Origin of the sequence: Paraburkholderia panacisoli (genome assembly GCF_008369935.1) — a bacterium.
In the GTDB taxonomy this organism is placed as follows: domain Bacteria; phylum Pseudomonadota; class Gammaproteobacteria; order Burkholderiales; family Burkholderiaceae; genus Paraburkholderia; species Paraburkholderia panacisoli.
In genome coordinates this window covers 12,220-35,382 of the sequence record NZ_VTUZ01000010.1, presented here as the reverse complement: position 1 = coordinate 35,382, position 23,163 = coordinate 12,220, and the positions used below count along the sequence as shown (strand labels likewise).

The following is a 23,163-nucleotide window of genomic DNA, read 5'->3' as shown; positions in this document are numbered from 1 at the left end:
AAGCGAAATGTCCAGCGTACGCTACCCCGTGCTGTACCAGATCAACACCCGCGTCTGGCTGACCGGCTTGTCGCGCGCGCTCGGCAGGTGCGCGACACTCGACGATATTCCGGATGCCGAACTGGATCGCCTCGCCGCGCTGGGCTTTGATTGGGTCTGGTTGCTGAGCGTCTGGCAGACCGGTCCGGCGGCCCAGCTCATCTCGCGCGCGCATGCCGGATGGCGCCGCGAATTCGCCGAGACGCTGCCGGACCTCACTGACGACGACATCGCCGGCTCCGGATTCGCAATCCGCAGCTACACGGTTCATCGCGATCTGGGCGGCGCCGAGGCGCTCGCCCGCTTGCGGCAGCGCCTGCAGCAACGCGGACTGAAGCTGATGCTCGACTTCGTGCCGAATCACATGGCGCCGGATCACGACTGGATCGACACGCATCCGGACTACTTCGTGCATGGCAGCGAGGCGGACCTGGTTCGCTCGCCGAGCAACTATTGCCGGGTGCAGACGAGTAACGGGCCGCTGATACTCGCGCACGGCCGGGACCCGTACTTCGACGGCTGGCCCGACACGCTGCAGCTCGACTACGGCAATCCGGAATTGCAGCAGGCAATGATCGGCGAACTGAAGAGAATCGCCGGGCAATGCGACGGCCTGCGCTGCGACATGGCCATGCTGGTCTTGCCCGACGTGTTCGAACGAACTTGGGGCATCCGCGCCGAGCCCTTCTGGCCGAAGGCGACCGAGGCCGTGCGACGCGAGCATCCGCACTTCCTGTTCATGGCGGAGGTGTATTGGGATCTCGAATGGACGATGCAGCAGCAGGGCTTCGATTACGCCTACGACAAGCAGATGTACGACCGCTTGCGCGATGCGAACGCGCGGACGGTGCGCGAGCACTTGCACGCCGGGCTCGACTACCAGCAGAAGCTGGCCCGCTTCCTGGAGAACCACGACGAGCCGCGGGCCGCGGCGAGCTTCGAACCCGGCAAACACGAAGCAGGCGCAGTCATCACGTTTCTGACGCCGGGCTTGCGCTTCTTTCACCAAGGCCAGTTCGACGGCTGCAGGAAACGGATTTCGCCGCATCTGGTGCGGGCGCCTGTGGAGCCTGTCGACGCATGCTTGCAAGGGTTCTACGAGAACCTGATGACGGTGCTGCGGCAACCGGTCTTTCGGGAAGGCACGTGGAGCCAGGTCGAAATCGTGCCGGCATGGGAGGGCAACTGGACCTCGGATTGTTTCATCGCGTGGACCTGGCAACGCGGCGACTGCGAACGGTGGCTCGTGGTGGTCAACTACGCGGGCAACCAGAGCCAGTGTTATGTCCGAATCCCATTTGCCGATGTGACCGGCAGCACGGTGCGGCTCAGGGACATGATGGGGCCGGCGGCTTTTGATCGCGACGGCGATGACCTCGTCTCGCGCGGTCTTTATCTGGATCTCTCGCCTTGGGGCTATCACGTCTTCGAGCTGACTGCGTGTTGAACCCAGGGCCGCCACCATCGGCCGCCAGGCTTGCACGCTGCATCCCGGACGCCGATGGCGGGCGCAACAGAATCATGACGTCGCGCCACGGACAAGGTGGGACACCACGCAGGTCGATCCTCCTTACGTTCCTTCGGGGTGGATCGATAGCGCGTTCGTGACCGACACAACCCCCGGGACGCCCCTGGCGATTTCTGCCGCCTTCTCGCCGTCGGCCTGTTTCGGCACCGCTCCTTGCAGCGTGACTGCGCCATTTTCCGAGCGGACGATGACGTGTGACGCGGCGAGTCCCATCGTCCTGGACAACGCGCTACGCACCCTCCGTCATACGCCATAGATTGCCGCCCTGCGGGCTGGCAGTGTGCACAAACTGAATCGATTGATCGAGCAGGCCATATAGCGTCACGCTATTTGGGCATGGGCCAGGCCGGTGGCGCAAAGCAATGTCAGGGAGAAGGTAGAAAGCGCGAGTCGTTTCATTTGGCCTCCACGCAGAGACTGGTTTCTCGTTGTTGCGAAAAGGAGATTAGTTCACTGTCACGAAATGGCGAAATAAAAAAGCAATGCCTGTGTTGAAAAAGTGACGCGCACTCGAAGGACTGCAAAATGAGTCTCGTGACCATTGCAAGATTGCTGGAGTTGGCGTATTGCATCGGCGCTGTTGAGTTAATCAGAGGGGCGTATTGACTGGCTTTTTAGCGATAAATCCCGACTGCCAATATAGAGAACCACGAGAGACGATGGCGCGCTGCACCATAGTTGTTATGGAATTTTTCCGTAATTCGAAACTTACGTATCAACTTGGCGGGTTATTACATACAGACTGTTGAAATAAACAACCGGTCCGTTTCAGGTCATTGAGAAATAAAACAGTGCTGCGATTGGGCATGTTATTGGCGTCGGCGAGGGTGTTGATCTCCCATCAGCGAAGGCCGGGCATTTTGATGAAGTCGATGTTCGGCGCATTTTTTCACCCTATTCGGCGAGGGCAACACGGTCGTGACGGTCGTGCTCGCGTCGAGCGGAATAGGGCGATTATTTGCGATTCACGAATACCCCATTCGCCACTTGCCCCGTACCGCCCGCCCGCACTTGCGAATATCTTTGCCCCGTCGACACCCGATATCGCAATGCCGCCCCGACGCATCACAACACGTTTGTAATCCAACCACGATCGCGCGCAGGGCCTCACCACGGACATCGACAAGACCGCGCATCCAAAGCCGCGGATCACCGCAAGTTTTTGACTCAACAACCAACGGCGCAGCCAGCGCCAACACATGTCGTCCATCTGCACCAGAGGCCCGATCGACGAAGTCCTCCGCGTGCGCCGGGCGGCCTATGGAGACACAGATGAAAACGAAAGACTGGGATGTGGCCTACGAATGGAAGGCCGTGGTACTGCTGGCCCTCGGCTTCGGGCTGGTGGGGCTCGACCGGTGGCTGATTGCGCCGCTCTTTCCGTCCATCATGAAAGACCTGCATCTGACCGCGCAGGACGTCGGCAACTGCATCGGCATCCTCGGGCTTTCGTGGGGTATTTTCGCGGCGCTGATGGGCGGCATCTCCGACAAGATCGGCCGCCGCAAAGTACTGATCCCGGCGATCCTCGTTTTTTCTCTGCTGTCCGGTTTTTCCGGGCTGGCCGGCGGCCTCGCGAGCCTGCTCGCCGTGCGCGCGCTGATGGGCGTGGCCGAAGGCTCTTTCTGCCCGACCAGCTTCGCGGCCACCGCGGACGCGTCGCATCCCAAGCGTCGCGGCTTCAATCTCGGACTCCAGCAAAGCGGCTTCGCGCTATTCGGCCTCGCGCTCTCGCCGATCATCGCGACGCAACTGCTCAACGTGATGACGTGGCGCTGGGTGTTCGCGCTGGTGTCGATTCCCGGGCTGATCCTGGGACTGCTGATGTTCCGCGTGATTCGCGAGCCGCAAGCCGCGCCCAAGCGCGTCGAGTCGCGCTCCGAACGCGGCAACTGGCGTGACGTGCTGAAGAGCCGCAACATCCCCGTCGCGATGGTGGCGCTGTTCTGCGCAATGACTGGCGTGTTCGTGCTGGGCGCCATGCTGCCGTTATATCTGACCGAATATCTGGCGCTCGACACGCAGCGCATGGGCGTCGTGGTGTCGGCGATCGGTTTTGGCGGTTTCATCGGCCAGTTCGGCTTGCCGGGTCTGTCCGATCTGGTCGGCCGGCGCGTGGCGGGCATTGTCGGCTTCGCGGGCACCGCGGTCATGCTGTACCTGTTTCGCGGCATCGGGGCGCAGCCGGTCGAACTGTTCGCGGTGCTGTTCGTCGCTTCGTTCTTCACGCTCGGGCTCGTGTCGCTGCTGTCGGGGCCCGTTGCGACGGAAGCCGCGCCGGCCGGCATGATCTCGACTTCGATCGGCGTCGTCGTGGGAGCGGGCGAGATCTTCGGCGGCGGCGTGGCGCCGGCGCTGGCCGGTTTCGTCGCGACGCACTTCGGGATTCAGAACATTCTCTGGCTGCCGATCTGCGCGGTCGTGCTCGGCATCGGCGTGTGCCTGTTTCTCGAAGAAACCGCGCCGGCCAGACTGCGCCGGCGAATCCAACCGGCGATCGAACTGCCGGCGAGCGAGCAGCCCGAATGAAAAAGCCGACCCAGGCGCGCTCAAGCGTGCGCCTGGTCGGAAGCAGCAAGGAAGCGCAGCCGGCGGCCATGCTCGCCGGCTTTGCGCATGGAGATGATGACCGCGCCGGCGAGCATCGGCTGCGGCCACCCGACCATCCGGCAACACAAGCGCTCCCGCTTGCCGATCATCACCGCAATCATCGGCGCAATCCATCGCCATAATCCATCGGCACGCCCCGCACCAGCCCGTATAAACTGGCATCCCGAACTGGCGGAGCAGGGAGCAGCATGGACCGTTTTCTGAGTATCGAAGCCTTCGTGCGAGTGGCAGAGACGAGCAGCTTCGCCGAGGCCGCGAGGCAGTTGGGCGTGACGAGTTCGGTCATCACGACCCGCATCCAGCAGTTGGAGAAGTTCGTCAATGCGCCGCTCTTTCATCGCAGCACACGGCACGTGCGTCTATCTGAAGTGGGCGAGGCGTTCTATCGCGAATGCTCCGAGGTCGTGGGGCGCGTCAACGAACTGACCGACCAGATGCGCGAGTTGCGCGCCACGCCCACTGGCCGCCTACGCATCCAGATGCTGCCGGGCTTCGCGCTCGGCCACTTCGGCGCGCCGCTTGCGGAATTCAACCGGCGCTATCCGGGCATCCAGCTCGACGTGATCGTCAACGACCGCGTGGTCGATCCGATCGAAGAGGGCTTCGATGTCGCGTTCCAGATCTTTCCGCCAATCGCGGAGTCACTGATCGAGCGGCGGCTTTTCGCGGTGCGGCGGCTTTTCTGCGCGACACCGGCGTATGTCGACGAACATGGCGCGCCGCAACATCCGCGCGATTTGCTGCAGCACACCACGGCGCTCTATTCAGGCTATCCGTCGCGCAATCGCTGGGTGATGACGCGTGGCGACGAAGTCGTCGAGATGGAGCTGCCCGGCATGATCCGTTCGAACTCGGTGCATCTGCTGCGCGATTACGCGCTGACGGGCGGCGGCGTAGTGTGCCTGCCCACGCTGGTGGCGAGTGCGGCGCTGCTGGACGGCTCGCTCGTGCCGATCCTCACCGACTACACGCTTTCGCCGCTGAGCTTCGCCGCCGTTTATCCGGCCACCCAGCGGCAGGCGTTGAAAGTGAAAGCGCTGGTCGAGTTTCTCGCCGATTACCTGGGCCCCGAGCCCGCGTGGGACCGGCCGCTGATCGAGCGCGGCTGGGTCAGCTAGCGCGGCGATTATTTGCAAAGCACGAATGCTGTAATCGGCCGATCGCCGGTTGTTGTCCTCCTGTAGCGGACCTAAAGTTCAATCCAACGACAGCTTCCAACAACAGGAGACAGCAATGACTGAGTCGTCATTTCATACCGTCTTTGGCTCGCTCGACGGCTACCGCAAGGGCGAGATCGAAATCACCAGCGGCGATGCCCGCCACTATGTGTTCTCCAACGTATTCGAAGTCGCTTCGAGATCGGCGCCCTATGAAAAGGTCGTGGTCGGCAAGAACCTCGAATACGTGATCGAGGCGCTGCACACCGAAGGGCAATCGACGTGGTTCGCCTGCGCGCACGATGAGTTCGTGATCCTGATGGACGGCGAGGTCCGCATCGACTTCATCAAGCTCGACACGCCGCCGAAAAGCGGTGTTGGCAGCGTCGACGCGGGCTCACACCCGGCTGGCCGCGCGATGGGCCATGTCGTGTTGCGCCGCGGCCATCAGGCGCTGCTGCCAGCCGGCTGCGCTTACCGCTTCAGTGCGCAGACAACCGGCGTGGCGCTCGTGCAGACCATGTTCGGCGAACTCTCGGTGCAGAAGTGGGCCGACATCTGCGTGCACTGACCCGCACGCGACCTGATCATCCGCTTAACTGCAGCAACCATCTTTCATGGGACAGGAGTAAGTGCTGAAGCGCTAACTCCCACCGACATACAACGTGCATGGGGTGAGAGTAAGTGCTAGAGCATGGGACCGGAGTAGGCGCTAAAGCGCCAACTCCGGATCGACACGCTAAAGCGCCAACTCCCACCGACATAGGAGACAAGACATGGCGACTCTCGAAAACATCAACCACCCGGCCGGCTTTGCCGCCGACACCGTGCGCGCAAGCGAGCCCGATCCCGTGACCGGCTATCGCCGCTTCACGCTCGGCGCGTTCGAATTCCTGCGCGACGAGTACTTCGTCAAGATCAACTGGCCGGCGAAAGGGCAGACCCGCACCCACGCGGTCCCCGCCGACGCGTTCCTGCGCGCGATGATGCGCGACGTCGCATGGGGCTTTTTCTACGGCTGGGTCAACTTCGATCACGTGTTCGGCACGCGCAATCACTACGGCAAGGTCGACGTGTATGCGGGCTCGTTCAACGGCATCATGAAGGAAGCGGGCGTCGACTATATGGAGTCGTTCGAAACGCCGACGATCATGGCGACCTTCAAGGCGATCCTGCACGACTGGACCAACGAGGGCTTCGACCCGTTCGCGGCGCCGGAAGAAACGGGCACCGCGTTCGGCCGCAAGCATGGCGACAACGATGCGGCCATCGAACGCACGCGCATCGCAACGCGCCGCATGCCGGGCCTCGCAGGCGACTCGCCGCTGCGCGATGACCTGCCGGTGAACCGCGCGTTTGCCGATGTCGCGCAGGACGAGCCGCAAGTGCATGTCGAGCCCGGCTTCGAAGGCCAACTGCACGCGTTCAATTTGTTCAAGTATCTGTCGCGCTCCGACGTGACGTGGAATCCCTCGGTCACGTCCGTATGCGGTCAGAGCCTGTTCTGTCCGACCACCGAGGAATACATCCTGCCGGTGTTTCATGGCAACGACCGCGTCGAGTGGTTCCTGCAACTGTCCGACGAAATCGTCTGGGACATCGGCGACAAGAACACCGGCGCGCCGCGCGCACGCATCACGATGCGGGCGGGCGACATCTGCGCGATGCCGGCCGACATCCGCCATCAGGGCTATTCGACCAAGCGGTCGATGCTGCTGGTGTGGGAAAACGCCACGCCCAACCTGCCCAAGCGCTATGAAAGCGGCGAACTGAAGCCGTATCCGGTCGACTTCTGAGCGATCGACTTCCGAAGCGCAGCGCCCGCATTTACCGAGGACCATTCATGCAAACCCAACTGTTCATCGACGGCCGCTTCACCGACGCCGTCGAAGGCGGCACGATCGACGTGCTCAATCCGCACGACGGCTCGCTGATCACGAAGATCGCCGCCGCCACGGCCGCCGATGTCGACCTTGCCGTCGCCGCCGCCACCCGCGCGTTCCCGAAGTGGGCCGCGCTGCCCGCCGCCGAACGCGGCCTGCTGCTGCTGCGCCTCGCGGACGCGATCGAGGCGAACGCCGAGGAACTCGCGCAGCTCGAATCGCTCGACACCGGCCACCCGATCCGCGACTCGCGCGCGCTCGACGTGCCGCGCACGGCCGCCTGCTTCCGCTATTTCGGCGGCATGGCCGACAAGCTGCAAGGCTCGGTGATTCCCGTCGAAGCCGGTTTTCTCAACTACGTGCAGCGCGCGCCGATCGGCGTGGTCGGGCAGATCGTGCCGTGGAATTTCCCGCTGATGTTCACGAGCTGGAAGATGGGCCCGGCGCTGGCGGCCGGCAACACGGTCGTGCTCAAGCCTTCGGAGATCACGCCGCTGTCGACACTGCGCATCGTCGAGCTGATGGCCGAGGTTGGCTTTCCGGCAGGCGTCGTCAACATCGTCCCGGGCTACGGTCACACGGCCGGGCAGCGGCTCGCGGAGCACGAGGGCGTCGGCAAGATCGCGTTCACCGGTTCGACGGCGACGGGGCGGCGCATCGTCGAGGCGTCGCAGGGCAACCTCAAGCGTGTGCAACTGGAACTGGGCGGCAAGGGCGCCAACATCGTGTTCGACGACGCGAATCTCGACGCCGCCATCAACGGCGCCGCGTGGGCGATCTTCCACAACCAGGGCCAGGCGTGCATTGCCGGCTCGCGTCTGATCCTGCACGAGCGCATCGCCGATGCGTTCCTCGAGCGTTTCGTTGCGCTGGCCGCATCGATCCGCGTCGGCAATCCGCTCGATCCCGACACCGAGATGGGGCCGCTCACGTCGCAGCAGCATCAGGAGCGCGTGCTGGCTTTCGTCGACGTGGCGCGCGGGCAGGGCGGCCGTGTGCTGACCGGTGGGACCGCGCCGCAAGACGCGTCGCTCGCGAAGGGCTACTACGTGCGCCCCACGGTGGTCGAAGCCGCGGGCCCGAACGACCGCGTCGCGCAGGAGGAAGTGTTCGGCCCGTTCGTGACGGTGCTGCGTTTTCGCACCGACGACGAAGCGCTGGCGATCGCCAACGGCACCGACTACGGCCTCGGCAGCGGACTGTGGACGCGCGATCTGTCGCGCGCGCATCGCATCGCCGGGCAGATCCATGCGGGCATGTGCTGGATCAACTGCTACAAGCGCGTCAATCCGGGCAGCCCGTTCGGCGGCGTGGGGCAGTCCGGCTATGGGCGGGAGATGGGCTTCGAGGCGATGCACGACTATACGGAAGCCCGTTCGGTGTGGGTCAACGTCGACGGCCAGGTGCCGCCGCATTTCAAGCGTTGAGGTCCACATGGAGCGCTTCGTTTTTCAGGGGACGCCGTCGCGGGTGGTGTTCGCGTGGGGCGCGCTGGCGACGCTGCCGGCGGAAGTCGAGCGCCTCGGAGCCCGGCGCGCGCTGATTCTCACGACGCCCGAGCAGCGACCATTGGCCGACGAGGTGATGCGCGTGCTCGGCGCGCGCGCGGCGGGCGTGCATGCGCAGGCCGTGATGCACGTGCCCGTGGAAGTGGCGCGCGCTGCGCGCGACGCGGCGTTGGCGCTCGACGCCGACTGCTGCGTGGCCGTGGGCGGCGGCTCGACCGTGGGTCTCGGCAAGGCGATCGCGCTCGAATCGTCGCTGCCGATCATCGCCGTGCCCACGACCTACGCGGGCTCCGAGATGACGCCGATCTACGGCTTGACCGAAGGCCGTCTGAAGCGCACCGGCCGCGATTCGCGCGTCTTGCCGCGCACGGTGATCTACGATCCGTCGCTGACGCTTTCGCTGCCGGCGGCCGTTTCGGCGGCGTCGGGCGTGAACGCGATGGCGCATGCGGTGGAAGCGCTGTATGCCGAGGACGCCAACCCCGTCATCAGTCTGATGGCCGAGGAATCGATCCGCGCGTTGGGCGAAGCGCTGCCGGTCATCGTGCGCACACCCGACGACGCGGCGATGCGCAGCCGCGCGCTGTACGGCGCGTGGCTCGCCGGCACCTGTCTTGGTGCGGTGGGCATGGCGCTGCACCATAAGCTTTGTCATACGCTGGGCGGCACGTTCAATCTGCCGCATGCACAAACACACGCCGCGATGCTGCCGCATACCGCGCACTACAACCATGCCGCCGCGCCCGACGCGCTCGCGCGCGTGGCGCGTGCGCTCGGCGGCAAGGACGCGGCCGACGCCGGGTCGCTGCTGTTCGAATTGAACCGCGCTCTCGGCATTCCGGCGGCGCTCTCGCAGCTCGGCATGCCGGAACAAGGACTCGACGAAGCGGCGGACCTCGCGTGCCAGAATCCGTATGCGAATCCGCGTGCCGTCGAGCGCGACGCGATCCGCGCGTTGCTGCAGCGCGCGTGGCAAGGGGCGGCGCCGGCCTGAGCGCCGTCGCGAATAAGACTGGAGGAAGACATGTCGACCAACGACAAAGACGCCGGGCAGGGGCTGACGGAGCAGGTGGTGGCGAGCTTCGCCGCCACGCCCGACGCACGGCTGCGCACGCTGATGCAAAGCCTCGTGCGGCACCTGCACGCGTTCGTAAGCGAAGTCGAGCCGACCGAGGCGGAATGGATGGCGGCGATCCGCTTCCTGACCGACACCGGCAAGATGTGCGACGACCTCGTGCGCCAGGAGTTCATCCTGCTGTCGGACACGCTCGGCGTCTCGATGCTCGTCGACGCGATCAATCACCGTTACGCGACGGGCGCGACTGACACCACCGTGTTCGGGCCGTTCTACATTCGCGGGATGCCCGAGCGGGCGTATGGCGAAAACATGGCGTTCAGCCCCGGCACGCCGGCGCTCGTGCATGGCCGCGTGCTGTCGACGGACGGCACGCCGATCGAAGGCGCGGTGCTCGACGTATGGCAGACCGCCGAAAACGGCATGTATTCCGGACAGGACACCGCGCAGCCGCACGGCAACCTGCGCGGGCGTTTCCGTAGCGACGCCGAAGGCCGCTACGCGATCTCCACGATCGTCCCGGTGAGCTATCCGATTCCGACCGACGGCCCGGTCGGCCGGATGCTCGACGCGACGGGGCGGCATCCGTGGCGGCCCGCGCATCTGCACTTCATGATCGACGCGCCGCAGCACCGCAAGCTCGTCACGCATCTGTTCGACGAGGCCGATCCGTATCTGAAGTCGGACGCGGTGTTCGGCGTCAAACCCTCGCTGATGGTCGCCTATCGCGAACGCGCGGCGGACCATGAGCTGGCGCGCAGATTCGGCTTTGACGGGCCGTTTCGCGAGGCGCGCTATGACTTCGTACTCGACCTCGACCGGAGCTGAAGACGATGGGACGTTACTTCGCGGTTTTCGCCACCGACAAACCCGGTATGCGCGACGTGCGCGAACGGGTCCGCCCGGTTCATCGGAGCTGGCTGCGCAGCGCCGCGCATCGCGGCGTGCTCGTGCGGCTCGGCGGTCCGACGCTCGCGCCGCAATGCGATGCGATGAACGGGACCTTGCTGGTCGTCGAGGCGGAGGGGATCGACGACGTCATGGACTTCGTGAGTCGCGATCCGTACATGCAGGCGGGTTTGTTCGACCGGGTCGAGATTCGCCCGTGGGACTGGAGCCTGGGTAATCCCGAGCGGAGAGTCTGAGCGATGAGCGGGATGCAGCTGTGTCGTCTTGCCGATGTTCCGGACGGCGGCGCGCGGGTCGTCGACGTAGCGCACGCTGACGCGCCGGTGATCGTCGTGCGGCGGGGCGCACGGGTGTGGGCTTACGCGAACCGCTGTCCGCATTTTTCGGTGCCGCTCGACTTCGAGCCCGGCGAGGTCTCCTGCTACCGGGCGCAGGTGCTGATGTGCGCGCATCACAGCGCGCTGTTTCGCTTCGAGGACGGACATTGCATCGAGGGCCCGTGCGCGGGCGCGAATCTGGATGCGATGAAGGTCGAGGTCGATGCGAATGCCTGGGTTGTCCTCGTGCGGTAAGCATCCGGCGCACCGGCGAGTCGTCGCAATTGCCGGTGCTCGATCCATGCGGGCTTGCTATGCTGTCGTTCGCACTATGCGGCTTTTCGCCGAAGCGGCATGCTGCTGAAGACCCGCTCATCAAGCCGGATCGAATCGAGGATCGCCGCATGAACATGGAACAACTGCTGGAGCGCGCGGGCGTCGCGCGAGAAAGGGCCTATGCGCCGTATTCGAACTTCAAGGTCGGCGCCGCGCTGCTGACGCGCGACGGCCACGTATTCGACGGCTGCAACGTAGAAAATGCGGCGTATGGCCTGTGCAATTGCGCGGAACGCACCGCATTTTTCAGCGCGATTGCGGCGGGGTACCGGCGCGACCAGTTCGCGGCGCTCGCCGTGATCGGCGATACGGACGGCCCGATAGCACCGTGCGGCGCGTGCCGCCAGGTGATCCTCGAACTCGGCGGCCCCGGCTTGCCGATCCGCCTCGGCAATCTGCGCGGCGCGACGCGCGACACCACCGCGCGTGAACAACTGCCGGACGCGTTCTACCTATGACTACGAGCAAGCACAAGGTCATCTACGATACCGACCCCGGCGTCGACGACGCGATGGCGCTGGTCTTTCAGGCGCTGCATCCGGACATCGAGCTGCTCGGTCTGACGAGCGTGTTCGGCAACGCGACGATCGAAACCACGACCCGCAACGCGCGCTATCTGGCCGGGCGTTTCGCGCCTGGCGTGCCGGTCGCGCGGGGCGCGGCGGCGCCGCTCAAACGCGCCGCGCCCGAACCGCTCGCGCAGATTCATGGCGACGATGGCCTCGGCAACATGGCGCTCGCTGACATGGAAGAAGCGGTCGACGAAGCGCCGCTCGACGCGCGCCCCGCCCACCGGTTCATCGTCGACACGGTGCGCGCGCACCCCGGCGAAGTCACGCTGCTGGCCGTCGGTCCGCTCACCAACCTCGCGTTGGCGCTCGCCGACGATCCTCAGATCGCGTCGCTCGTCAAACAGGTGGTGCTCATGGGTGGCGCGTTCGGCACGGGCGGCGTGCTCGGCAACGTGACGCCCGCGGCGGAAGCCAACATGCTGGGCGACCCCGACGCGGCTGACCGCGTGCTCGGCGCGGCGTGGCCGGTGGCGATCGTCGGTCTCGACGTCACGGAGCCCACCATCATGAGCCGCGACTACCTCGCGTCGCTGCGCGATCGCGGCGGCGCGGCGGGCCGGTTCGTGTGGGACGTGTCGCGGCATTACGAGGCTTTTCATCAGGAAAGCGCGCAATTGCAGGGCATCTATACGCACGATTCGTCGGCGGTCGCGTACCTGCTGGCGCCGCATCTTTATACGACGCGCAGCGGTCCCGTGCGTGTGTTGACGGAAGGCATCGCGGTGGGCCAGACCATCCAGAAGCCTTCGACGCTGCCCGTGCCCGCGCCGGATTGGGATCATCGCCCCGACTGCAAGGTGTGTGTCGGCGTGGATGTGGCAGGCATGCTGGCGCTCTATGAACGCACCCTCTGCGGCACGCTCGGCTCTAGTTGACGAGCGGGTTTTGAAAGGCTGGAGCCGGGGCGCGGACATGAGAGGCGCACAGAGGGTGCGAAGTATTGCAGCCTGACACGCTTGCACCGGCCGCCTCGCTCGCTCCAACTCAAGCGGCGTTCAAGCCGCGCCCCAAGCCGCGACGCTGCATCGCAGCACACCCCGTCCCGGCGCACGCGTCTCATGCCGATCGTGATTCTTTGCTACATTTCTGCACACGCACTGCGTACGCGGCCCCGCAACTCTTCGCTGCTGCGCGGCGCGCGTGACTGAAATTCCTCAAGAGGCCAAAGATGCGAATTCTGGTAGTAGGGGCGGGTGCGGTCGGTGGTTACTTCGGCGGGCGTCTTGCGGCGGCGGGTCAGGACGTGACCTTCCTCGTGCGCGCGGGCCGGGCCGAAAAGCTCGAGCGCGAGGGGCTCGTCATCAGCAGCCCGCGCGGCGACCTCACGCTGCACGAGGTCAAGACGATTCTCGCGGGCGTGAACGCCGAACCGTTCGATCTGGTGCTGCTCAGCTGCAAAGCCTACAGTCTCGACGACGCAATCGACTCCTTTGCACCGCTGGTCGGCGAATCGACGCTGATCCTGCCGATGCTCAACGGCATGCGCCACATCGACGTGCTCACCGCGAAGTTCGGGGCGTCGCGCGTGCTGGGCGGCCAATGCGTGATCGCCGCGACGCTCAACGCCCAACAGCACGTCGTGCATCTGAACGATATGCATGCGATCACCTTCGGCGAACTGGCGGGCGGCACGTCGGAGCGTGTCCAGGCCATTGCGGACGCGATGGCCGGCGCGAGTTTCGACGTGTCGGTCAGCGACAACATTCTGCTGCGCATGTGGGAAAAATGGGTCTTCCTGGCCACGCTGGCAGCGAGCACGTGCTTGATGCGCGGTTCGGTCGGCGATATTCTGGCTGCGCCCGACGGCAAACGCGTGATCGAGAATCTGCTGGGCGAGTGCCGCGCGGTGGCCGAGCACAACGGCTTCACGATGGGCTCGGACTTCGACGCGCGTGCTACCCAGACGCTGTTTACGCCTACGCCGCTCACCGCGTCGATGCTGCGCGACGTGGAAAACCACGCGCATACCGAGGCGGATCACATTCTTGGCGATCTGATCTCGCGCGGCGGCGACGCGCAAAAGGGCGAGCACGGTCTGTCGCTGCTGCGCATCGCCCATAGTCATCTGAAGACTTATGAAGCACGGCAGACCCGCACGTCCTGAGTGAGCGATTGCCTGAGCCGGCGCGGGAACGGAGGGGATGGAGAAGGGCCGCCATCGCAGTCTAACGATCGGAGGTTAAGCATGCCCGCTCCAACCGGCTCGGTACCCGCGCTCAGCGCCGCTTCGGCGACGATCTTCTCGATCGGCATCGTCTTTCTCGGCTACTGGGGCCTGTATGAGCCGACAAAGTGGCGCGTCGCCGACATCGTCGTATTCGTGGCCGCGCTGACCGGCTTTGCCTGCCTCGGGCTCGTGCCGTGGATGGCGACGAGCCCCGTCGAGCCGGAAAACAGCGATGCCCGGATTCGTATCGCGCGGCATCTGTTTCTCACAGGCGTGATCGCGATCTGGTTCGCGGTGGCGACTTCAGTAATTTTCTAGGCTGATGTTTGCGCTTGCCGCGACCCCCGCGGCTCGCGAGCCGACGTGCAGGATTCCTGACGTAGCGCAATCCAGACGCCGCTCGCTTTCGCCATCCTTGCGCGCGTCTGTCACGAGACGCTCCTTATCTTCGATATCCGCTCCGCGCGCGGCGGACAACGGTAAGCTTACGTCCACACACTGGTGTTTCCGAAAACCATTTTCCCGGATATCCGAAGTAGCCACCCGAATGGACATTCATATCGCGGTCGAAGGGCATCACGATCTGTCCGGGCAGATATATCGGCAACTGCGCGCGGGCATTCTCGAAGGGCGTCTCGCGGGCGGCACGCGCTTGCCGTCCACGCGCGATCTCGCGACGCAACTGGGTGTGTCGCGCAAGACCACACTCGATGTCTTCGAGCGCCTGCTCTCCGAGGGCTATCTGAGCGCGCGCGCCGGTTCGGGGACCTTCGTCGCCGATGGTCTGGAACGCCTGCCGGTGGAACGCTCCGCGCATGCCCGGGCCGCCGGGTCGGCGCGCGAGCGGACCAAGGCCAAAGCGTCCGCCGCGCGCGCCCAGCCGCTGTGGGAGCAGATGCCCGAGAGCTTGCCGCTGCCGCGCCCTTCGGTGCCGTCGCCGCACGATTTCGTCGGCGGCGCGACCGACAAGGCGCTGTTCCCGTTCGACGTCTGGCGCCGTTGCGTGAATCAAGCGCTGCGCGCGCAGGCGCGCGGACCGGGCACGTATCGCGACGCGGCCGGCGAGCAGGAGCTGCGCCTCGCGATCTCGCGCTACCTCGCGTTCAACCGGGCGGTATCGAGCAATTGGGAAGACGTGATCGTGACGCAAGGCGCGCAGCACGCGCTCGATCTGATGGCGCGCATCACATTGCGGCCAGGCGAAATCGCCGCGCTCGAAGACCCCGGCTATCCGCCCGCGCATGCATGCTTCACGGCCACCGGCGCGCGCGTCGTGCCGGTGCCGGTGGATCGCGAGGGGCTGATTGTCGGCAAACTGCCGGATAAGGCGCGGCTCGTGTACGTGACGCCGTCGCATCAGTTTCCGCTCGGCATGCCGATGAGTCTCGAACGCCGCGTCGAACTGCTGGAATGGGCGCAAAAGCGCGGCGCGGTGATCATCGAGGACGACTACGACTGCGAGTACCGCTTCGAAGGCAGGCCGATGGAACCGCTGAAGAGCCTCGATCGCGCGGGACTCGTCGCCTACGTGGGCACCTTTTCGAAGACGATCTTCCCGGAGTTGCGGGTCGGCTACGTGGTGCCGCCGGCGTCGCTCTACGGGCCGCTGTTCAAGGCGCGCCAGATCGCCGACTGGCATGGCTGCACGCTCACGCAAACCGCGCTAGCGTCCTTCATGCTAAACGGCGATTTCGCCAAGCATCTGCGGCGCATGCATAAGATCTACGCGGCGCGTCGCGCGATGCTGCTCGACCATCTGCGCGGCGACCTCGGGCGCTGGTTCGAGCCGATCGTGCCGACCGCGGGCATCCATATGGCCGCGCGCTTGCGCGCGCCGTTGACCGAGCAGGCGGTGGTGAGCGCGGCGCGCGAAGCGTCGATCGGGCTGTATGGACTCGCGCCGTTTCATCGGCGTGTGCAGCCGCAGCCCGGGCTGATGTTCGGCTATGGCAGCATCGCGGTCGAACACATCGACGCGGCGCTCACGAAGCTGGCGGGCATTCTGCCGCGTGTGGCGCGATAACGGCTGGCGTCGACTCGCCGGAATCGGGCACGGCGGCCGTGTCTTTCCGCTGCGTGAGCATGAGCGGCGCTGGGTTGACCAACGCGCTCATGATGAGCGCGAGGCACTCGCCGCAGCCGTCGCCGCTACTCTCACTCGACTCATCCAGAACGCGTCCATCAACGAAAAGTGCCTGTATTCATGCATCGAAACGAACTGTAACGTGCGTTACGTGTTGGTGTTGCCGACCTCGTCCACACAGGTTTACCCGCTAAAACAAGCATCAAAATGTGTTGCGGAGTCTGCGCCGCGCAACAAACCTTCGCCCTGGTACATAAAAGAGTCGCGCAAATCGCATTGGCGCTTGTAGAATCCGGCGTTGAAGCGTGCACATGCCGTGTGCGCTTCGAGCTATTCACTGACCACAACAGGTAGGAGAAACATGCCGACTTCCGCAAAAAAGGTGGCCAAGAAGGCTGCTGCCCCGGTACCGACCAAGAAGGTTGCTGCAAAGAAAGTTCCTGCGAAGAAAGCCGTCGCAGCTAAGAAGGTCGCCGTGAAGGCGTCCAGCGCACCGTCGCCGATCAAGGACACCTTCACGAAGGCCTCGTTGGCTGCTCACGTCGCTGAACGCGCCGCTGTTGAACCGAAGACCGCCAAGGCCGTGCTGGCCGCGCTCGAAGACACGATCCTCGGCGCAGTGCACAAGAAGGGCGCTGGCGAATTCACGCTGTCGGGTCTTCTGAAGATCGTCGTGCAAGCTGTGCCGGCGAAGAAGAAGCGCTTCGGCAAAGACCCGTTCTCGGGCGAAGAGCGTTGGTTCCCGGCCAAGCCGGCTAGCGTGCGCATCAAGGCACGTGCGCTGAAGAAGCTGAAAGACGCTGCAGCAGGCTGATCGCGCATCACGCGTCGCCGTGGTGCGCTCAGCGTAGCGTTCTAACCATGGTTGACGTTTGAGCGGGTCCGCAGTGCAAGTTGTCCGAATCCCCGTGGGTGTGAATCCACGGGGATTTTTTTGCGCGCTCGCGGGTTGCGAAGCCCGCGTGCGTTCATCGCGGTGCCGCATATGCACCGTACTAGCGCATCGTGGGCCGGCGCAGTACGATGACAGCGCAGCCATGCCGTCCGGGATACGCTGTTAGCGTGCATGCAACGTGTCTCGGGCACCAAAAGCTCAATGGCATAGCGTTTGCTTGATTGAGGTCGAACACCGAATGCGCAGCGCATTCGCCTTCTATCCGACAACAAGAGCGGGGCGTGACATGCGATGCTATGACGAGATGCGTCATCATGACGATGCCGTGCGGCCACACTATGCGCGTTTCGAGCGATGGTTGGTCCAGCAGGGCAACGAGGCGATCGCACGCAAGCGTGCGGAAGCCGACCTGCTGTTTCGACGGGTCGGCATCACCTTCGCGGTGAACGGCGATCTGTCCGGCACTGAGCGGCTGATTCCTTTCGACCTGATCCCGCGTATCATTCCGCGCGGCGAATGGCAGACCCTCGAAGCCGGTTTGCGCCAGCGGGTGCAGGCGCTCAATCTGTTCATCCACGACGTCTATCACGATCGCAACATCGTACGCGCGGGCATCGTGCCGGCCGAGCAGGTTTATACCAATGCGCAGTACCGGCCGGAGATGCAGGGCGTGAATGTGCCGCTCGGTGTTTACGCGCATATTGCCGGTGTCGACGTGGTGCGCGCCGGCGACGCAGGCGAGTTCTACGTGCTCGAAGACAACCTGCGCGTGCCGTCGGGCGTCTCCTATATGCTGGAAAACCGCAAGATGATGATGCGGCTTTTCCCGGAGCTGTTCGTGCAGAACCGCATCGCGCCGGTCGCGCACTATCCCGATCTGCTGCTCGATACGCTGCGTTCGGTCGCGCCCGAAGGCGTCGACGATCCGGTCGTGGTGGTGCTCACGCCTGGCATGTACAACTCCGCGTATTTCGAGCACACGTTCCTCGCGCAGCAGATGGGCGTGGAGCTGGTGGAAGGCAAGGACCTGTTCGTCGACGACAACTATGTGTTCATGCGCACCACGCAGGGGCCGAAGCGGGTCGACGTGATCTACCGCCGTGTCGACGACGACTTTCTCGATCCGCTCGCCTTCCGCAACGACTCGGCGCTCGGCGTGCCGGGCCTGCTGACCGCGTATCGCGCCGGGCGCGTGGCGCTCGCGAACGCGATGGGCACCGGCATCGCCGACGACAAATCGATCTACCCGTACGTGCCGGACATGGTCGAGTTCTACCTCGGCGAAAAGCCGATCCTCAACAACGTGCCCACGTTCCAGTGCCGCAAGCCCGACGACCTCGCTTATACGCTCGCGCATCTGCCGGAGCTGGTCGTCAAGGAAGTGCATGGCGCGGGCGGCTACGGGATGCTGGTGGGACCGGCGTCGACGCAAGCCGAAATCGAAGCGTTCCGCGAACGTCTGATCGCGCGGCCGGCCGGCTACATCGCGCAGCCCACGCTCGCGCTGTCCGCGTGTCCGACGTTCGTCGAAGCGGGCATCGCGCCGCGCCATATCGATCTGCGTCCGTTCGTGCTGTCGGGCAAGACCGTCACGATGGTGGCCGGCGGTCTCACGCGCGTCGCGCTGCAGGAGGGTTCGCTGGTCGTCAACTCGTCGCAGGGAGGCGGGACCAAAGATACCTGGATGGTCGACTGACGCAGTTGCCGGTGCGCTCGCCGGGCCGCTCATCGAGCGCTCAGGCCGGCGCGTTCGCAACCCAGCGCGCCACGGCGGCACGCAATCCGCCGCCGGCGCACACGGATAACCGGCGCGGGCCTTTCTCTTCGACGCAGGCCCGCGTCATCAGATACGGAACGCCGTCATGCTAAGCCGCACCGCCGATCACCTTTTCTGGATGGCCCGCTACATGGAGCGCGCGGAGAACACCGCCCGCATGCTCGACATCAACCTGAAGGCGCTGCTGCTGCCGCAGACGCCGGAACAGGAGGCGCGCGCGCAACGTTCGGTGCTGCGCATCTCCGAACTCGAATCCGCGTTCGCACAGCGCTACGACGAGCCGTCTCGCGAACACGTGCTCGATTTCATGGTGGCGGACGCGAACAATCCGTCGAGTATCCATTCGTGTTTGCAGGCGGCGCGCGAAAACGCCCGCGCCGTGCGCGGCACGCTGACCACCGAATGGTGGGAGACCATCAACGACACGTGGCTCGAATTCAACGAGCGCGTTTCGTCAGGCCAGGCCGCGAACAATCCGGGTTCGCTGTTCGAGTGGGTGAAGTTCCGCTCGCATCTGTCGCGCGGCGTGACGATCGGCACCGCGCTGCAGGACGACGCGTTCTTCTTCACGCAGCTCGGCACCTACCTCGAACGCGCCGACAACACCGCGCGGATTCTCGACGTGCGCTTCGCGGATGTCGAACCGAATTCACGGGATGCCGCGCGCCAGCTCGAAGACTTCTATTACTGGACTTCGATTCTGAGTTCGGTGTCGGCGCTCGAAATCTACCGTAAGGTGTATCGCGACGTCGTCACGCCGGCGCGCGTGGTCGAACTGATGATCTTGAACCAGCAGATGCCGCGCTCGCTGCTGGCATCGCTCGAAGGCGTGTGCGCGAATCTGGCGATGCTGCGCACCTCGGGCTCGAACCAGTGCGAACGCTTTGCCGGCAAGTTGCGCGCGGAGCTCGTCTATTCCGACATCCGGCAGATTTTCGAAGCCGGGTTGCACGCCTATCTGACACAGTTCCTGGCTCGTGTGTTCGAGCTGGGCAATCTGGTCGCGCGGACCTATCTGATGCTGCCAGTCGCCTGACGGAGTTTTTTTATGTACCTGACGATCCGCCACGACACGTCCTATCGCTACGAAGCGACGGTCCATTATTCGATCCAGCAATTGCGTCTGACGCCTGCGAGCGGTGCGTCGCAGGTGGTGCGGCGCTGGAGCATCGACGCGCCGGGCAAGCTCGACGCGACCTTCGATGCGTACGGCAACATCCTGCACACGCTGGTCATCAACAAGCCGCATGACGAGATCCGTCTGCATGTGGCCGGCGAGGTGGACACGATCCCGCTCGTCGACGGTTTGCTGCGCGACGCGGTCGGCCCGATTCCGCTCGAACATTTCACCTGCTCGACGCGGTTGACCGAGGCCGACGCGGCGATCCGCGAGCTGGCCGAATCGGTGCCGAGTCTCGCGAGTTCGGCCAATCTGATCACGCTGTCCGAGCAGATCGTGCAGCGCGTGCAGTACAACCCGGGCGTCACCGAAGTCACCAGCACGGCCGCGCAGGCGCTCGCGCTCGGCAACGGCGTGTGCCAGGACCATGCGCATCTGATGCTGGCGTGCTGCCGCTTACGCGGCATTCCGGCGCGCTACGTGAGCGGCTATATCGAACCCGGCGACGTCCCGCAAGGCGCAAGCCATGCGTGGGTCGATGTATGGCTCGACGGCAAGGGCTGGATTTCGATCGACGTCACGCACGCCGCGTTCGCCAGCGAGATCTACTGCCGGCTCGCCGTCGCGCGCGACTACGAAGCCGCCGCGCCGGTGCGTGGACGGCGTATCGGCGGGCTCGAAGAGCAACTGAAGGTGTCCGTGACGGTCAGCGCGCAATTGCCTCAGTAGCGAGCCGGTAGAGCGTTTCGCGGACCGCGTGCGGGGCGGCTTGCTCCATCGCGCAAGCGGCGGGCGCTGGCCCGCGCATTCCTTCAGATGGGGCCCGCAAAAGCCGTAATACAGAAAGGCGCGGGACAGAAGCGCATGCGCGCGGCATTACAATAGCGCTGTTCAGTTGCTTTTCGCGGGTACCTTATGACCTACTGCGTAGCGATGGCCGTCGATGAAGGGCTCGTGTTCCTGTCGGACACGCGCACCAATGCGGGCGTCGATCACATCAGCACCGCGCGCAAGATGTCAGTGTTCGAGCAGCCGGGCGAACGCATGCTCGTACTGCTGGGCGCCGGCAATCTGTCGCTCACGCAAGCGGTGCTGCACGAGTTGTCCGAGCCGATCGACGTCACGTTGCCCACGCTCTGGAGCGCCCCCACGATGGCCGACGCGGCACGCGTGGTCGGCCGCGCGGTGCGCAGCGTGCATCAGCGCGAGGCGCAGGCGCTGCAGGAATTCGGCGTCGACTTCAATTGCAGCTTCATTCTCGGCGGGCAGATCGCGGGCAACCGGCCGCGCCTGTTCATGATCTACTCGGCGGGCAACTTCATCGAAGCCTCGGCGGTGAACCCGTATTTCCAGATCGGCGAGGCGAAGTACGGCAAGCCGATCATCGATCGCGTGCTGACGCCGTCCACGCCGCTCGACGAAGCCGCCAAGTGCGCGCTGATCTCGATGGATTCGACGTTGCGCTCGAACCTGTCGGTGGGCTTGCCGCTCGATCTGCTGGTCTACGAGAAGGACGCGCTGCGCGTCACGCGTTTCGTGTCGATCGACCGCGACAACGCGTACTTCGAGATGATCCACAGCACGTGGGGTGAGCAGTTGCGCCAGGTGTTCGGCGCGATTCCCGATCCGGACTGGCAGGACGCGTCCAACGTGCCGTCGATGCAAAGTGAACGGGGGCTGGTGCTGCATCGCGCGCCGGTGGGCGCCGATGGCATCGAGCATGAACTCGACGCGAAGCCCGCGCAGACGCTCGCGCAGGCGGACAAGGGGAAGGTGCAGCGGCGTTAGGGCGGCTGTTGTCCAATGCGAGGGCCGCCGCCGAATCCGATCACGGATTTGGCGGCGGCTTTTTTTTTGTTGCCGCAGCCGGCTGCCACACCCGCCGCGCGACAAAATCTCAAGACGAAAAAAAGCCAGCCATCGGCATTGCCTCTGGCTGGCTTTTTACTACGTGGCTTTCAGCTACGTAGCAAGTCCCGATCAGAACTTGTGACGGATACCAAGGCTGACCATGACCTGGTTGCTGGTGCTCGACTGGTCGCCATACGAACCGATCGAAGCCGTGGCCGACTCGAGACCGCCGCCCACTCCCGGTACACGCTGTTCGCCGCTTGCATGCTGCCATGCGCCAACCAGGTAGAAGTCCGTGCGCTTGGAGATCGAGTAATCGCCGCCCAGCGACACCTGGTTATACGTCGCGGATGAGTCGCCGTGACCCTTCGTGTACGCGTAGCCAATACCCAGCAACGCTGCCGGCGTGATCTGATAGCCCAGGTAGGCGCGGCCGACGTTGTACTTCTGGGTCTGACCGAACGTCGAGCTGCCGTCATGGTAGTACTGAGCGTTGCTGTAGCTCAGGTTGCCCGTCCACGGACCAGTAACGTACTGAACAGCCACCGAAGCGATGCCGATCCTCGACGCAGTGGCGTACGCGGCGTTGATGCCTGCTGAGGTGGGGAAGGCGGAGTCAAACATGCCATCCGACGTGCTGGTCCATCCGGTCGTACGGACGAGTGCAGTCGTGTGGTTGTTGCTCATCGAGACGTAGCCAGCAGCGACGCTGAACGGACCCGTTGCGTACGTTCCCGCAGCACCCCACGTTTGGCCCGAACCCGTTTGACCCGCAACGCCGCCCAGTGCGTACAGGCCTTCGACCTGGAAGCCTCCGAACACCGGCGAAACGTACTTGAGAGCGTTGCTCGTGCGGGAACTGTTGTCGTTGTTGTCCACGTCGCCCGGCGTTGCGAACGTGCTACCGAAGTAGTTGTCGCCGGTCAGCGGCTGAACCATGTCGACGAGCGGGTCATACTGACGACCAGCGGTGAACGTACCGTAGGCATCGTGGCTCAAGCCAACGTAGGCCTGGCGACCGAACAGCAGGCTGGTGCCGTTATAGCCGTAGGTGCCCATCTTGCCGTTGTTCACGTTGAAGCCGTTTTCCAACTGGAAAATGGCCTTCAGACCACCGCCCAGATCTTCCGTGCCCTTCAGGCCGAAGCGGCTGCCTTGCAGGTTGCCGCTGAAAGTTCGAAAGACGGCCCCGCCAGTGGGCGTGGAATTATTCACGTATTGGATCGATTCATCGATCAAGCCATACAGGGTGACGCTGCTTTGAGCATGTGCCACGCCGGTGACGCCCAGAAGCGCCAGCGAGAGGGTAGACAGCGCGATTCGTTTCATCCATTTC

Annotated in this window: 23 protein-coding genes; 20 read left to right on the top strand and 3 right to left on the bottom strand. The window is 64.5% G+C overall.

All coding sequences use genetic code 11. From position 1 onward, the window contains the following. The first annotated feature begins 7 nt into the window (after positions 1-7). Positions 8-1,486: an alpha-amylase family glycosyl hydrolase gene (locus FVF58_RS16605; protein ID WP_149670967.1), complete on the top strand. Its 1,479-nt coding sequence runs from the start codon at positions 8-10 to the stop codon at positions 1,484-1,486. A 123-nt stretch (positions 1,487-1,609) separates the two neighbouring features. Here FVF58_RS16605 and FVF58_RS54740 read toward each other — a convergent pair whose 3' ends face one another. Next, positions 1,610-1,780, bottom strand: coding sequence for a BON domain-containing protein (locus FVF58_RS54740; RefSeq protein WP_188130845.1), 171 nt, complete (start codon positions 1,778-1,780; stop codon positions 1,610-1,612). 1,059 nt (positions 1,781-2,839) lie between these two features. On the opposite strand from FVF58_RS54740, the gene FVF58_RS16590 reads away from it, so the two are divergent. Further along, entirely contained in the window at positions 2,840-4,096 is a 1,257-nt protein-coding gene (locus tag FVF58_RS16590) for an MFS transporter (RefSeq protein ID WP_149670965.1), read from the top strand. Between the two features lie 20 nt (positions 4,097-4,116). On the opposite strand, the gene FVF58_RS51470 is transcribed toward FVF58_RS16590, so the two are convergent. After that, positions 4,117-4,278: a hypothetical protein gene (locus FVF58_RS51470; RefSeq protein ID WP_188130844.1), complete on the bottom strand. Its 162-nt coding sequence runs from the start codon at positions 4,276-4,278 to the stop codon at positions 4,117-4,119. A gap of 87 nt (positions 4,279-4,365) precedes the next feature. Here FVF58_RS51470 and FVF58_RS16585 point away from each other — a divergent pair, with 87 nt between their 5' ends. The 18 genes from FVF58_RS16585 to FVF58_RS16495 all read left to right on the top strand — a co-directional run bounded on the left by FVF58_RS16585 (position 4,366) and on the right by FVF58_RS16495 (position 21,764). Further along, complete coding sequence (locus FVF58_RS16585) at positions 4,366-5,295, top strand: LysR family transcriptional regulator (protein WP_149670964.1); 930 nt, start codon at positions 4,366-4,368, stop codon at positions 5,293-5,295. Positions 5,296-5,410: 115 nt separating this feature from the next. Beyond that, positions 5,411-5,905: a cupin domain-containing protein gene (locus FVF58_RS16580; protein ID WP_149670963.1), complete on the top strand. Its 495-nt coding sequence runs from the start codon at positions 5,411-5,413 to the stop codon at positions 5,903-5,905. Positions 5,906-6,110: 205 nt separating this feature from the next. Continuing rightward, positions 6,111-7,130 (top strand): hydroxyquinol 1,2-dioxygenase, encoded by a 1,020-nt coding sequence (locus tag FVF58_RS16575; protein ID WP_149670962.1) that lies wholly within the window; start codon positions 6,111-6,113, stop codon positions 7,128-7,130. Positions 7,131-7,177: 47 nt separating this feature from the next. Then, positions 7,178-8,644: an aldehyde dehydrogenase family protein gene (locus tag FVF58_RS16570; RefSeq protein WP_149670961.1), complete on the top strand. Its 1,467-nt coding sequence runs from the start codon at positions 7,178-7,180 to the stop codon at positions 8,642-8,644. 7 nt (positions 8,645-8,651) lie between these two features. Then, complete coding sequence (locus FVF58_RS16565) at positions 8,652-9,719, top strand: maleylacetate reductase (protein ID WP_149670960.1); 1,068 nt, start codon at positions 8,652-8,654, stop codon at positions 9,717-9,719. Between the two features lie 30 nt (positions 9,720-9,749). Beyond that, entirely contained in the window at positions 9,750-10,628 is an 879-nt protein-coding gene (locus FVF58_RS16560) for an intradiol ring-cleavage dioxygenase (RefSeq protein ID WP_149670959.1), read from the top strand. Between the two features lie 5 nt (positions 10,629-10,633). Then, a complete protein-coding gene (locus FVF58_RS16555) occupies positions 10,634-10,945 on the top strand; it encodes a YciI family protein (RefSeq protein WP_149670958.1) in 312 nt (103 codons plus the stop codon). 3 nt (positions 10,946-10,948) lie between these two features. Then, positions 10,949-11,281 carry a Rieske (2Fe-2S) protein gene (locus tag FVF58_RS16550; protein ID WP_149670957.1) on the top strand — a complete coding sequence of 111 codons (333 nt, stop codon included), beginning with the start codon at positions 10,949-10,951 and terminating at the stop codon, positions 11,279-11,281. Positions 11,282-11,430: 149 nt separating this feature from the next. Beyond that, complete coding sequence (locus FVF58_RS16545) at positions 11,431-11,820, top strand: cytidine deaminase (RefSeq protein ID WP_149670956.1); 390 nt, start codon at positions 11,431-11,433, stop codon at positions 11,818-11,820. Continuing rightward, entirely contained in the window at positions 11,817-12,809 is a 993-nt protein-coding gene (locus FVF58_RS16540) for a nucleoside hydrolase (RefSeq protein ID WP_149670955.1), read from the top strand. Before FVF58_RS16545 ends, FVF58_RS16540 begins: the two co-directional genes overlap by 4 nt. A gap of 293 nt (positions 12,810-13,102) precedes the next feature. Then, positions 13,103-14,038, top strand: coding sequence for a 2-dehydropantoate 2-reductase (panE, locus tag FVF58_RS16535; protein ID WP_149670954.1), 936 nt, complete (start codon positions 13,103-13,105; stop codon positions 14,036-14,038). Between the two features lie 81 nt (positions 14,039-14,119). Then, a complete protein-coding gene (locus FVF58_RS16530) occupies positions 14,120-14,419 on the top strand; it encodes a hypothetical protein (protein ID WP_149670953.1) in 300 nt (99 codons plus the stop codon). Positions 14,420-14,648: 229 nt separating this feature from the next. Continuing rightward, on the top strand, positions 14,649-16,124 hold the full coding sequence (gene pdxR, locus FVF58_RS16525) for a MocR-like pyridoxine biosynthesis transcription factor PdxR (protein WP_149670952.1): 1,476 nt from the start codon (positions 14,649-14,651) through the stop codon (positions 16,122-16,124). 421 nt (positions 16,125-16,545) lie between these two features. Continuing rightward, positions 16,546-16,998 carry an HU family DNA-binding protein gene (locus tag FVF58_RS16515; protein ID WP_042326082.1) on the top strand — a complete coding sequence of 151 codons (453 nt, stop codon included), beginning with the start codon at positions 16,546-16,548 and terminating at the stop codon, positions 16,996-16,998. A 367-nt stretch (positions 16,999-17,365) separates the two neighbouring features. After that, on the top strand, positions 17,366-18,775 hold the full coding sequence (locus FVF58_RS16510; RefSeq protein ID WP_149670951.1) for a circularly permuted type 2 ATP-grasp protein: 1,410 nt from the start codon (positions 17,366-17,368) through the stop codon (positions 18,773-18,775). 166 nt (positions 18,776-18,941) lie between these two features. Continuing rightward, positions 18,942-19,892: an alpha-E domain-containing protein gene (locus FVF58_RS16505; protein ID WP_149670950.1), complete on the top strand. Its 951-nt coding sequence runs from the start codon at positions 18,942-18,944 to the stop codon at positions 19,890-19,892. A gap of 12 nt (positions 19,893-19,904) precedes the next feature. Beyond that, entirely contained in the window at positions 19,905-20,705 is an 801-nt protein-coding gene (locus FVF58_RS16500) for a transglutaminase family protein (RefSeq protein WP_149670949.1), read from the top strand. Positions 20,706-20,891: 186 nt separating this feature from the next. Further along, positions 20,892-21,764, top strand: a complete 873-nt coding sequence (locus FVF58_RS16495) for a proteasome-type protease (RefSeq protein WP_149670948.1) — start codon at positions 20,892-20,894, stop codon at positions 21,762-21,764. 192 nt (positions 21,765-21,956) lie between these two features. On the opposite strand, the gene FVF58_RS16490 is transcribed toward FVF58_RS16495, so the two are convergent. After that, positions 21,957-23,156, bottom strand: a complete 1,200-nt coding sequence (locus FVF58_RS16490) for a porin (protein WP_149670947.1) — start codon at positions 23,154-23,156, stop codon at positions 21,957-21,959. Positions 23,157-23,163 lie beyond the last annotated feature (7 nt).